Annotated in this window: 15 protein-coding genes; 11 read left to right on the top strand and 4 right to left on the bottom strand. The window is 64.1% G+C overall.

Annotation, left to right across the window (positions count from 1 at the left end; all coding sequences use genetic code 11):
- The 9 genes from EN906_RS09145 to rpsP all read left to right on the top strand — a co-directional run.
- Positions 1-268, top strand: a 268-nt coding sequence (locus EN906_RS09145; RefSeq protein WP_164777137.1) for an FAD-dependent oxidoreductase, incomplete at its 5' end; no start/stop codon positions are given.
- Between the two features lie 90 nt (positions 269-358).
- Positions 359-1,456, top strand: a complete 1,098-nt coding sequence (locus EN906_RS09140) for a putative zinc-binding metallopeptidase (RefSeq protein ID WP_127269500.1) — start codon at positions 359-361, stop codon at positions 1,454-1,456.
- A 63-nt stretch (positions 1,457-1,519) separates the two neighbouring features.
- A complete protein-coding gene (locus EN906_RS09135; RefSeq protein ID WP_127269501.1) occupies positions 1,520-2,119 on the top strand; it encodes a DUF1236 domain-containing protein in 600 nt (199 codons plus the stop codon).
- A gap of 154 nt (positions 2,120-2,273) precedes the next feature.
- On the top strand, positions 2,274-3,206 hold the full coding sequence (locus tag EN906_RS09130; RefSeq protein WP_127269502.1) for a type II CAAX endopeptidase family protein: 933 nt from the start codon (positions 2,274-2,276) through the stop codon (positions 3,204-3,206).
- A gap of 92 nt (positions 3,207-3,298) precedes the next feature.
- The gene (locus tag EN906_RS09125; RefSeq protein WP_127269504.1) at positions 3,299-3,586 is read left to right on the top strand and encodes a type II toxin-antitoxin system RelE/ParE family toxin; all 288 of its coding nucleotides are present in this window, start codon (positions 3,299-3,301) and stop codon (positions 3,584-3,586) included.
- 2 nt (positions 3,587-3,588) lie between these two features.
- Positions 3,589-3,876 carry an addiction module antidote protein gene (locus EN906_RS09120; protein WP_127269503.1) on the top strand — a complete coding sequence of 96 codons (288 nt, stop codon included), beginning with the start codon at positions 3,589-3,591 and terminating at the stop codon, positions 3,874-3,876.
- Between the two features lie 344 nt (positions 3,877-4,220).
- Complete coding sequence (gene ffh / locus EN906_RS09115; protein WP_127271191.1) at positions 4,221-5,780, top strand: signal recognition particle protein; 1,560 nt, start codon at positions 4,221-4,223, stop codon at positions 5,778-5,780.
- A gap of 7 nt (positions 5,781-5,787) precedes the next feature.
- Positions 5,788-6,114 carry a chorismate mutase gene (locus tag EN906_RS09110; RefSeq protein WP_023811329.1) on the top strand — a complete coding sequence of 109 codons (327 nt, stop codon included), beginning with the start codon at positions 5,788-5,790 and terminating at the stop codon, positions 6,112-6,114.
- A 51-nt stretch (positions 6,115-6,165) separates the two neighbouring features.
- Positions 6,166-6,567, top strand: a complete 402-nt coding sequence (gene rpsP / locus EN906_RS09105) for a 30S ribosomal protein S16 (protein ID WP_013528800.1) — start codon at positions 6,166-6,168, stop codon at positions 6,565-6,567.
- 80 nt (positions 6,568-6,647) lie between these two features.
- On the opposite strand, the gene EN906_RS09100 is transcribed toward rpsP, so the two are convergent.
- The 3 genes from EN906_RS09100 to EN906_RS09090 form a co-directional block, all read right to left on the bottom strand.
- Positions 6,648-6,911 (bottom strand): glycine zipper domain-containing protein, encoded by a 264-nt coding sequence (locus EN906_RS09100; RefSeq protein ID WP_127271330.1) that lies wholly within the window; start codon positions 6,909-6,911, stop codon positions 6,648-6,650.
- Between the two features lie 133 nt (positions 6,912-7,044).
- Positions 7,045-7,455 (bottom strand): DoxX family protein, encoded by a 411-nt coding sequence (locus EN906_RS09095; RefSeq protein ID WP_127268218.1) that lies wholly within the window; start codon positions 7,453-7,455, stop codon positions 7,045-7,047.
- Positions 7,456-7,566: 111 nt separating this feature from the next.
- Positions 7,567-8,496, bottom strand: a complete 930-nt coding sequence (locus EN906_RS09090; protein ID WP_236382962.1) for a bestrophin family ion channel — start codon at positions 8,494-8,496, stop codon at positions 7,567-7,569.
- A 162-nt stretch (positions 8,497-8,658) separates the two neighbouring features.
- On the opposite strand from EN906_RS09090, the gene EN906_RS09085 reads away from it, so the two are divergent.
- Positions 8,659-9,066 (top strand): ACT domain-containing protein, encoded by a 408-nt coding sequence (locus EN906_RS09085; RefSeq protein ID WP_127268219.1) that lies wholly within the window; start codon positions 8,659-8,661, stop codon positions 9,064-9,066.
- 162 nt (positions 9,067-9,228) lie between these two features.
- Here EN906_RS09085 and EN906_RS09080 read toward each other — a convergent pair whose 3' ends face one another.
- Positions 9,229-10,263 carry an aspartate-semialdehyde dehydrogenase gene (locus EN906_RS09080; protein ID WP_023814446.1) on the bottom strand — a complete coding sequence of 345 codons (1,035 nt, stop codon included), beginning with the start codon at positions 10,261-10,263 and terminating at the stop codon, positions 9,229-9,231.
- 438 nt (positions 10,264-10,701) lie between these two features.
- Between EN906_RS09080 and EN906_RS09070 the strand changes: the two genes are divergently transcribed.
- The coding region (locus tag EN906_RS09070) for a DEAD/DEAH box helicase (RefSeq protein WP_164777136.1) at positions 10,702-12,059 on the top strand (1,358 nt) is incomplete at its 3' end.

The raw sequence follows: 12,059 nt of genomic DNA, 5'->3' as shown, positions 1-12,059 counted from the left end.
GTGCGGCATCTTCGGCGGCGATACGCGCAAGCATGTCGGACGCGCAATGATGACCAATTGGGGCGGCGAGCGCTTCGTGCGCGGCGCCTATGCCGCGGCCCGCCCCGGCCGTTCACTGGCGCGCGCCGCACTCATGCAGCCGGTGGCCGACAAGATCTTCTTCGCCGGCGAGCATCTGGCCGGCTCGCTGGTCCAGACCTGCGGCGGCGCACGGCTGTCGGGCGAGGCGGTGGCAAGGCAGGTTGTCGCCCAGCTTGCGGCCAAATAGCTTCAGGTAATGTGGAACACCGCGCGGCTGTTCGCGTTGGGCACGGGCCGCCGTGAACATTTGTGTCACCTCCGGTGAATTGAGACCGACATGAAACTCTTCGACTGCCCGCATTGCGGCCATCGCATCTATTTCGAGAACGCCCAGTGCCTGAACTGCGGGAACCCCGTGCTCTACGATCCCGAGCACGCCTGTTTTGCGCTGGCGGGCGTCGATGGCGTCTTCCAGTGCACCAACGCCGATGAATGCGCCTGCAACTGGATGGCGGAACCGGGTCACGCTTTTTGCCGCGCTTGCGTGCTGAACCAGCTGATCCCGGATCTCTCCGTCGACGGCAACCGCCGCCGCTGGATCCGTGTCGAAGCGGCGAAGAAGCGCGCCATCTACTCGCTGCTGGCCTTCGGGCTGCCGGTGGCGCCCAAGCAGAACCCGGCCGACGAGATCGGCCTGGCATTCGACTTCCTCGCCGATCCGATCGGCGGCGGCCCCGGCGGCGAGCGGATTCTTACCGGCCACGACAATGGCCTGATCACGCTCAACGTCGCCGAGGCGGATTCGGCCGAGCGCGAGAAGCGGCGCGTCGAGATGGGCGAGAACTACCGCACCTTGCTCGGTCATTTCCGCCACGAGCTCGGGCACTATTACTGGGACCGCCTCATCCGCGACGATCCGCACAGGCTCGAAGCTTTCCGCGCACTGTTCGGCGACGACCGCGCCGATTACGAACAGGCGCTGAAGGCCTATTATGCCAATGGTGCGCCGCCCGACTGGCAGCAAGGCCACATCTCGGCCTATGCGACCTCGCATCCATGGGAAGACTGGGCCGAGACCTGGGCTCATCACCTGCACATCACCGACACGCTGGAAATGGTGCACGCGCTGAACTTTCCGCTCGGCCGGCTGGAGACGGTGGAGGCCAACGACTTGCCGCGCGGCGACACAGGCGGCGGGTTGCAGGCCGCACCCTCGGAGCCGGCGACCGCGCCCCAGCCTTTCGAAAAGATTCTTCCCCGCTGGCTGGTGCTGTCGGAAGCCTCCAATTCGATCAACCGCTGCATGGGCCTGCCCGACCTCTACCCCTTTGTCATTTCGGACGTCACGGCACGGAAATTGGAATTCGTTCACGAACTTCTGACCGATTTGCCTGGAGAACACGGAACAAATCGTGAGTTGGCGCAGGCGCTTTAGCGGGAACGCATGAGCTGCTGCCCCGTTTTCGCTGGCGAGGGACCATGAAAACGGAGAGAAACCATGAAATCCCTGTTGTTTCCTGCGGTAGCCGGAATGCTGACCGTGATGTCAGGCGCCGCGTTTGCCGATACCGCCGTCTCAGCCGTCACCGATCTTAACGTGCGCGCCGGACCCGGCCCGCAATATCCCGTGATCGGCGTGCTCGCCGCCGGCCAGTCGGCAACGCTCAATGGCTGCATCGAAAACAGCAAATGGTGCACCATAGCCGAGGCCGGCGGCCAGGGCTGGGTCTATTCCGACTATGTGACGGCCGATATCGGCGGCAGCCGCGTGGTGCTGACGGAACGGCGCTCCAGCGTTGCTGTCGTCTCGCCGCCGGAGGACATCGGCAACTACTCGACCGATTATACCGGCGCGATCATCGCCAGCGATCCGGTCGTGGATGACTTCCCGCCGCCTCCGGCTGAAGTCCGCACCTATGTCGATACACATCGCCTCGATCCCATCTATCTCGAAGGCGAAGTGGTGACCGGCGCGACCCTGCCCGACACCGTCGAGCTGCGCGAGATTCCGGACTACAATTACCGCTATGTCTATGTGAACGGCCAGCGGGCGCTGATCGATCCGCAGACCCGGCGCATCATGTACGTCGTTCGCTGACGACAAGCGGCCGCTGTGACAGCAGCGGCCGCCAGCAGGCCGCGCCGCCGCGCGGCGCTCTCCTGCGCTCTGGCCTAGTCCTTTGCGGAAAACCATTCCGATTTTCCCGGCCATCGGTTAGTCAATAGGCGATGACTTTGGCAAGGGAGCCCGCGTGACCATCGATCCGGCCGCCTTCGAGCGTTACAGGCATTCGCCGAACGCCAGGACGACCTTACCGCGCCTGTTGCTCGGAACGGGGATCGTGGTCCTTTTTTGGGCAGCAACCACCGTGGCCGTGCTGGTCGGCGGCACCTATGCGTTCATCGCCTGGCAGGCGACCCCATCATCCGGCATTCAGGGCTTCCTCGCTTCGCCCCTCGGCATCCTCACCGCGCTCGTCTCGTTTGCCGGCATCTGGATCGGCCTGTGGGTCGCGATGCGCTGGGTGCATGGCGAGAAGCTGTCGGCGCTGATCGGCAACAGCCGACGAGTTTCATGGCCCGACTTCCTCAAAGGGCTGATCGCCGTGCTGATCACGTCGTTCATATCCGAGGTCCTGCTCTATCTCTTGCAGCCGCAGATCACGCGTGGCCCGATCAGCTTGTCATCCTGGCTGCTGTTTGCGATCCCGATCGCCGCGCTCACCTTGGTGCAGACCTCTTCGGAAGAGCTGCTGTTTCGCGGCTATCTGCTGCGCGGTCTCGCCAGCCGGTTCACGAGCCCGGTAATCTGGGCCCTGCTGCCGGCCCTGCTGTTCACCTCGCTGCATTGGAGCGCGAGTTCGTCACCAGCCATCAATGCTTGCGTGCTGGCGTCGATCGCCGCTTTCGCGCTGCTGCTGACGCTTATCGTCTACGCAACCGGCAATCTCGGCGCCGCACTGGGTGCTCATCTCGGCAACAACCTGACCGGGTTTCTCTTGATCTCGCATCAGGAAAGCTACAATTCCTTCGCCCTGTTCAATGCCAGGCCGCTCGAGGGACCGGGCTGGGCGACGTCGGATGCGGTTCTCATCGCCTTCATCGGCATCGCCTGCAGCATGCTGACCATCGTGCTGCTTCTACATCCGCGTTCGCCGCTCAAGGTCGCCGCCGAATTTCCATAGTCGAGCCGGGAAATCCGTCTAGGCTGTTGCGGACTGTGAACTATTCTTCACATATGGATTGACACATCAAGCCTGTGAACTATAGTTCACAGATGGTCGAGGTTCGCCAAACCACCGACTTTCGCGACTGGCTCAACAGCCTGAGGGATAAGCGGGCCGCCGAAAAGATCGCGATCCGCATCGCCCGCGTCCAGTCCGGCCTCATCGGAGACGTGAAGTATTTCGATGGCATCGGCGAACTTCGGTTGGACGTTGGCCCTGGATACCGCCTCTATTTCATCAAGCGCGGCAACGAAATCATTATCCTGCTTTGCGGCGGCGACAAGTCCAGCCAGGGCCGCGACATCAAAAAGGCCATTCAGATGGCCAGGGAGCTATGATCATGGCAATCGAAACCGTTCCGTTTGATCCCGCCGAGCATCTTGGCAGCGCCGAAGGGCAGGCCGAGCTGCTGGCCGACGCCTTTGCGACCGGCGACCCTGGCTATATAGCAAACGCGCTCGGCATTGTTGCTCGTGCGCGCGGCATGACCGCTGTTGCAAAGGAAGCAGGCGTCACTCGTGAAGCTCTTTACAAAGCACTGAGGCCAGACGGTGACCCGCGCCTTTCGACGCTACTGGGTGTCACAAAGGCGCTCGGGGTGAAGATCACAGCCGAGCCGTCTAGTTAATCAGGGTTTCCAAAGACCCCTCGCGCGCAGAATTGTTTGCCCAATTCGCATGCCGGCAACCACTGCCGTGGCTGCCGCACGCCCTGCAATCCGGTCTTCGTCTTGACTCCGTGTCCGATTTCCTGTCTACACGCCCCGAATTCCGCGACGAGTATCCCTCCGAGCAAGCCGACCAGGACGCCGAAACCTCTTTGAGGTGAAGTGCTGTAAATCGATCCTGGAGGCCAACACCCGGCAGCGCTGAGCGCCCCCGGGTGCTTTTTGGTTTTGGCTTTTGGTTGGACACTGGGCGCGAACGCATTACCTCTCGGGCATCATCCGGATGCCAGGGAAAAGGAAAACGAATGTTTGAATCGCTACAGGAACGTCTTGGTTCGATCCTGAACGGCCTGACCGGCCGCGGCGCGCTATCGGAGGCTGATGTCTCGGCGGCGCTGCGCGAGGTGCGCCGTGCGCTGCTCGAAGCAGACGTGGCGCTGGAAGTGGTGCGCTCCTTCACCGACAAGGTGCGCGAGAAGGCCGTCGGCGCTGCCGTGGTCAAGTCGATCAAGCCCGGCCAGATGGTCGTCAAGATCGTCCATGACGAACTGGTCGAGATGCTCGGCGCCGAAGGCGTCGCCATCGATCTCAATGCCCCGGCGCCGATCGTCATCATGATGGTCGGCCTGCAGGGTTCGGGCAAGACGACCACTTCGGCCAAGATCGCCAAGCGTCTTTCCGAGCGTCAGAACAAGAAGGTCCTGATGGCCTCGCTCGACACGCGGCGCCCCGCCGCGCAGGAGCAGCTTCGCCAGCTCGGCGAACAGGTCAAGGTCGCCACGCTGCCGATCATCGACGGCCAGTCGCCGGTCGACATCGCCCGCCGCGCCGTGCAGGCGGCCAAGCTCGGCGGCCACGACATCGTCATCCTCGACACCGCCGGCCGCACCCATATCGACGAGCCGCTGATGGTCGAGATGGCCGACATCAAGAAGGTGTCGAGCCCGCACGAAATCCTGCTGGTCGCCGATTCGCTGACCGGCCAGGACGCAGTCAACCTGGCCAAGAGCTTCGACGAGCGCGTCGGCATCACCGGCCTCGTCCTGACCCGCATGGACGGCGACGGCCGTGGCGGTGCGGCTCTTTCGATGCGCGCCGTCACCGGCAAGCCGATCAAGCTGATCGGCACTGGCGAGAAGATGGACGGGCTGGAGGAATTCCACCCCAAGCGCATCGCCGACCGCATCCTCGGCATGGGCGACATTGTCTCGCTCGTCGAAAAGGCCGCCGAGAACATCGACGCCGAACAGGCGGCGGCGATGGCCAAGAAGATGCAGTCGGGCAAGTTCGACCTGAACGATCTCGCCGGTCAGCTTCAGCAGATGTCGAAGATGGGCGGCATGGGCGGCATCATGGGCATGATGCCCGGCATGGGCAAGATGAAGGACCAGATGGCCGCCGCCGGTCTCGACGACAAGATGTTCGGCCGCCAGCTCGCCATCATCTCGTCGATGACCAAGGCCGAGCGCGCCAATCCCGATTTGCTCAAGCATTCGCGCAAGAAGCGCATCGCCGCCGGTTCCGGCACCGACGCGGCCGAAATCAACAAGCTGCTCAAGATGCACCGCGGCATGGCCGACATGATGAAGGCGATGGGCGGCAAGGGCAAAGGCGGCGGCCTGATGCGCGGCATGATGGGCGGCATGATGGGCGGCGGCATGCCGGACCTGTCGAAGATGGACCCCAAGCAGCTCGAAGCTTTGCAGAAGCAGGCACAGGCAGCCGGCCTCGGCGGCGGCATGAAAGGCCTTCCTGGCGGCGGTGGCCTGCCCAGCGGAATGCCCGGTCTGCCCGGCGGCATGAAACTCCCCGGGCTCCCCGGCCTCGGCGGTGGCGGGCTGCCCGGCCTTGGCAAGAAGAAGTGAGGACGCCATGAACGAAGAGAAGGACATGGCCGACGCCCGCGCTCTCCTGGCCGATTACCGCGCCTCGATCGACAACATCGACGCGGCCCTCATCCACATGCTGGCCGAGCGCTTCCGCTGCACCAAGGCGGTCGGCGTGCTGAAGGCGACGCATGGCCTGCCGCCGGCCGACCCGGCACGCGAGCAGCAGCAGATCGCCCGGCTTCGCCAGCTGGCGAAGGATGCCCATCTCGACCCGGATTTCGCGGAAAAATTCCTCAACTTCGTCGTCCGCGAAGTGATCCGCCACCACGAACAGATCGCCGCTTCCAACGGCGTGATGAAAGCCGGCTGAGAAACCAGCCACCAACCGACCAACCAAATCAGCCTTTTTAGGAGAAAATAAATGCCCTTGAAGATCCGACTGGCCCGTGCGGGCTCGAAGAAGCGTCCTTACTACCACGTCGTCATTGCCGACGCCCGTTCGCCGCGTGACGGCCGGTTCATCGAGTCGATCGGCTCATGGAACCCGCTACTGCCCAAGGACGGCGAACGCGTCAAGGTCGACGCCGACCGCGTCAAGCATTGGCTGGCGCATGGCGCCCAGCCGACCGACCGCGTGCTGCGCTTCCTCGACGAGGCCGGCCTCGTCAAGCGCGACGCCCGTTCCAACCCGAAGAAGGCCGAGCCGGGCAAGAAGGCGCAGGAACGCGCTGCCCTTCTGAAGAAGGCGCAGGAAGATGCCGCTGCTGCTGTTGCGGCCGCCGCCGCTGCACCGGCCGAGGCGGAAGCCGCCACCGCCGAATAATTGCTCTATTCGCATCCAGGAAAACGGCGGGCCATGTGCCCGCCGTTTTCCTGTCCAGTTCTGTCTGTAAGAGCTGCCGATCAATAACCGTCCGGGCAGCGGTCGACGTAGACGCGGCCACGGCGATCACGGTAGCGGCATTCGCCACGCTCGCTCGCCCGGCCGATCAGCGCGCCGGCAACGGCGCCGACAGCACCACCGACGACGGCGCCTTCAACCGGATCGCCAGCGACCGCCGCACCGACGGCAGCGCCACCGAGGCCGCCTACGGCCGCGCCTTTTTCCGTTTGCGAACAAGCGGCGAGCGGCACCAGCAGCGCCATCAAAAGCATCATTTTCTTCATCATCGTTCCTCTCCGATAGGAGCCGCCTCCGCCGCCAGGCGAATCTCTAACTCGCAACTCCGCGATTCGATCCCTGAGACATTACCCGGCAAAGGGTCAGGCTTTCAGCGGAAAGCGATGCTTCGATCTGGATCTAACGGCTGAACGGGATCAGCGCGCGGACCCTGGCATCGCGCAGATACAGGCCGCCCCACAGGATAATGCCGAGATAGACGCCGAACAGCATGTGCGAGAACAGCGGGTTGTCGACGCGGACATTGGTGGCGATAGCGCCGCCCATATAGGCGGTGAGCAGGATGGCGCCGAGCACCGAGGTGCGCGGCAGTGCATAGAGAGCGGTCGAGATCAGGCTGATGACGCCCAGCATGCGCGCGACATTGGCATCGGCCGGCCAGCCGAGCGGCACCATCGTCTGGGTGACGACATCGAGCGGCGGCAGCTTGATGACGCCATCGAAGATCATGAACAGCACGATAACGCCGCTGAGCGCGCGGCCGGTCCATAAAGCGCCCGGCGAGACGGGCGCGGTTTCGGAAATGCTCATGGTGGTCCCTCCTAGTGGTTCGAGCCCTTTTCGCTGGGGTCGAACCAAGGACGTGGCATGGGGCTGCGATCCGACAGAGGTCCGGATTGTTTTAAGCCCGCGCGCCTTCGCCTACGAAAAATAGAACTTTTCCGCCGGCATCATCTTCGGCGGGGTCTCGCCCAGCGCTTCGAATACCGAGATTTCGCAGACACGACAGAGGCCGTCGAGTGCAAGGTCGTTGGCCTCGGTGCCGAACGGATCCTCGAGCTCTTCCGAAAGCGCGTCGAGGCCGAAGAAGGTGTAGGCGATCAGCGCCGTGAACAGCGGCGTTGCCCAACCGGTGGTCGAGATCAGGCCGATCGGCAGCAGCAGGCAGACGATATAGGCCGTGCGATGCACCAGCAGCGTGTAGGCGAAGGGTAACGGCGTACCGGCGATCCGCTCGCAGCCGGCCTGGATGGCGGCGATCGACGCGAGCCTCTCATCGAGGATACGAAAGCCGATCGAGTCGACATCGCCCGCCCGGCGCTGCGCATTGGCACGCCGGCCCATGCGCCTGACCATCTCATCTGCCGGATTGGAAAAGGCTGCGGCCTTGTCCGCCTCGGCGTCGATGAAGGCGCGGGCATCCTTCATGCTGTCGATCTTGCGCAACTGCCCGCGCAGGAAATGACAGAAGGCGAGCGCTTCCATCAGCAGGGCGCGCTGCTCGGTCTGGTCCGGGATGAGGCTGGTGGTGGCGCGGGCCAGGTTGCGCATTTCGAAGACCAGCGCGCCCCACAGCTTGCGCGCCTCCCACCAACGGTCGTAGGCGGCGTTGTTGCGGAACGAGAGATAGATCGACAATGTCACGCCGACGAGGCCGAAAGGCGTGATGTTGAAGACGCTGAAATCAAGCTGGAACCGGCGCGCCACGGCCAGGATGATCGCGGAATAGAGCGCGAAGCCCAATATCTGCGGCAGGATGCGTGGCACGACCGAACCGCGCATGATGAAGAACAGCTGCAGGAATGTGGGGCGCGGGCGAACGATCATCGAAGGCCTTTCACGGACCGGCATCGGCCCTCAGCTCCTCTATTGTGCGATGCGACAGGTCCGCAAGCCCAGCCGCCAGCGACATCGCCATGTCGTCCTTGCAGCGCCAGGACTATCGGCACGCGCCGGTCGCGGATATTGAAGAGCACGTGGGCTGCGGCCCATTTCTGCAGGCGAGAGAAACGAATGACCGGCGAGACCGATCTGAAGACACTGCTGGCATCGATGACGCCGGAACTGCTGGCCGGCACCTATGTCTTCGCCACGCTGGCGCCTGGCGTCGCTCAGCCGGAAGGCCTCGAGCCGGTGATGGTGTTTCGCGAGCGCGAGGGCGTGACGCTGATCGTAACCGAGGAGAAGGCCATCGCTGCGGCACTGACCGCGTCATTCCGCTGCCGGATGGTCACGCTGAACATCCATTCGTCGCTGGAGGCCGTCGGCTTCCTCGCCGCCATCACCACGCGCCTCGCCGCCGCCGGCATGGGCGTGAACCCGGTTTCGGCCTTCTACCACGACCATCTGTTCGTCCCCGCCGACCGGGCGGAGGAAGCGCTGGAGCTGCTGGTTGGGTTGGCGGCTGAGAATCGAAGCTGAGGCTGGTGCTGCCCCTCATCCCCCTGCCGGGACCTTCTCCCCGTGAACGGGGAGAAGGGAGCTAACGGCCAAAGGCCGAGCACGCGACTGCGGGCCGCCGATCGTTCGGCGCCCCCGCGGAGGGCCCGCCGCGGCAGCGGCGATACGGCCCGTGAGCGAAAACTAAGCCGCCTTCTTCTTCGGCTGGATCAGGCCGCGCTCGACCAGCAACTCGGCGATCTGCACCGCGTTGAGTGCGGCGCCCTTGCGCAGATTGTCGGAGACGATCCACATCGACAGGCCATTGTCGATGGTCGAATCCTCGCGGATGCGCGAGATGAAGGTGGCGTCCTCGCCGGCCGATTCCAGCGGCGTGATGTAGCCGCCGTCCTCGCGCTTGTCCAAGACCTGGCAGCCTGGGGCTTCACGCAGGATATCCCGCGCCTCGTCGGCGGTGATCGGCTTTTCGAACTCGATGTTGACCGCTTCCGAATGGCCGATGAACACCGGCACGCGCACGCAGGTCGCCGTCAGCTTGATCTTGGGGTCGAGCATCTTCTTGGTCTCGGCGACCATCTTCCACTCTTCCTTGGTGGAGCCGTCGTCGAGGAACACGTCGATGTGCGGGATGACGTTGAAGGCGATGCGCTTGGTGAACTTCTTGACCTCGACGCCATCGGCGACGAAGACCGCGCGGGTCTGGGTAAAGAGTTCGTCCATACCTTCCTTGCCGGCGCCCGACACCGACTGGTAGGTGGCGACGACGACACGCTTGATGGTGGCGAAGTCATGCAGTGGCTTCAATGCCACCACCAGCTGCGCCGTCGAGCAATTCGGATTGGCGATGATGTTCTTGCGCGTGAACAGCGAGATCGCGTCCGGGTTCACTTCCGGCACGATCAGCGGCACGTCCTGGTCGTAGCGGAAGGCCGACGAATTATCGATGACGACGCAGCCCTGCTTGCCGATCTTCGGCGACCATTCCTTGGAGACGCTGCCGCCGGCCGACATGATGCAGATGTCGGTGTCGGAAAAATCATACTGGTCGAGCGTCTTCACCTTCAGCGTGCGGTCGCCGAACGACACTTCCGTGCCCTGGCTGCGCCGCGACGCCAGCGCCACGACTTCGCTTACCGGAAAGCCGCGCTCTTCCAGTATGTTGAGCATTTCCCGGCCCACATTGCCCGTGGCGCCGACGATCGCTACCTTGAAACTCATCGAAAAATCTCCTGTCCCTCTCCGCTTGGTTTTTGGAGAAACCCGCTGGCCGATGCGGGTTCCGTCCCCCGGGCCGAACCCGGGAGAGGGTGGTTAGGCCAAGGGAGTCACACCGTTTTGGTGGTGGTTTTGGCCATAGTTTTGCTGGAACGAGGGGACGCGCCGACGCGCCCGGCCCAATGATGTGCATTGAGGCTGGGGGCATCGAATGCAAGAAGAGCCATCAAAAGGCCGCGCATCGAAAAACGATCCCGTTCAAAGCGGGCTTTTACGCGGTTTGCGTCAAGAGTCAATTGCGATGAGCGTCCTGTTGCCCTGTACAATGGCGGCGGCACGAAGTACGAACGGCATGACCATCCGGCTCATGGAGCGTCCCGACGCCCGCCGAAGACAGGCCCATTGCTGGGCATATAAGAATCCGAATTCCGAAAGAGTAAGATGTCCAACTTCGATGCACTCGTTCCCGCGCTGGCAAGGGCGCTGGAAAAACGCGGCTATTCCGAGCTGACGCCCGTCCAGAAGGCGGTTGTGGCGCCGGAACTCGGCGAGGCCGATGCGCTGGTTTCGGCGCAGACAGGCTCCGGCAAGACGGTGGCCTTCGGCCTCGCTCTGGCGCCGACCCTGCTTGAGGGCGCGGAGCGCTTTGGCCACGCCGCCGCACCGCTGGCGCTGGCGGTGGCGCCGACGCGCGAACTCGCCTTGCAGGTGACGCGCGAACTGGAATGGCTCTACGAACTGACCGGCGCCACCGTGGCGTCATGCGTCGGCGGCATGGACATGCGCTCGGAGCGGCGTGTGCTGGAGCGCGGCGCCCATATCGTCGTCGGCACGCCCGGCCGGCTGCGCGACCACATCACCCGGCGCTCGCTCGACATGTCGGCGCTGAAGGCGGTGGTGCTCGACGAGGCCGACGAAATGCTCGATCTCGGCTTTCGCGAAGACCTCGAATTCATCCTCGACGCTGCTCCGGCCGAACGCCGCACGCTGATGTTCTCGGCCACCGTGCCGCGCTCGATCGCCACGCTCGCCCAGGGCTACCAGCGCGATGCGGTGCGCATCTCGGCCGCCGGCGAGGAGAAGCAGCATCTCGACATCGAATACCGGGCGCTGAGCGTCGCCCAGCCCGACCGCGAGAACGCCATCATCAACGTGCTGCGCTATTACGAAGCCAAGAACGCGCTGGTGTTCTGCAACACGCGTGCCGCCGTCAATCATCTGACCGCGCGCTTCAACAACCGCAACTTCTCCGTCGTGGCGCTTTCGGGCGAGCTCAGCCAGAACGAGCGCAGCCATGCCTTGCAGGCAATGCGCGACGGCCGCGCAAAAGTCTGCATCGCCACCGATGTCGCGGCGCGCGGCATCGATCTGCCCAATCTGGAGCTGGTCATCCATGCCGATCTGCCGACCAATCCGGAAACGCTGCTTCACCGCAGCGGCCGCACCGGCCGCGCCGGGCGCAAGGGCGTCAGCGCGCTGATCGTGCCCAACAGCGCCCGCAAGCGCACCGAGCGGCTGCTGCAGAACGCCGGCCTCAAGGCAACATGGGCGAGCCCGCCCTCGGCCGACGACGTGATGCGGCGCGACGACGAGCGCATCCTGGCCGACCCGGTTTTCGACGAGCCGGTGAAGGACGACGAACGCGGTTTCATCGACGCGCTGCTCGCCAGACATGGCGCCGAACAGGTGGCCGCTGCCTTCGTGCGCCAGTGCCGCGCCAGCCGCTCGGCGCCCGAGGACCTCATGGAGATCGCGCCCTTCACGCCGTCGCGTGAAAGACCGGCGGGCGGAGGGTTTGC

The organism is Mesorhizobium sp. M7A.F.Ca.CA.004.06.1.1 (assembly GCF_003999135.1).
GTDB lineage: Bacteria > Pseudomonadota > Alphaproteobacteria > Rhizobiales > Rhizobiaceae > Mesorhizobium.
This window is presented reverse-complemented; position numbering and strand designations above follow the sequence as displayed.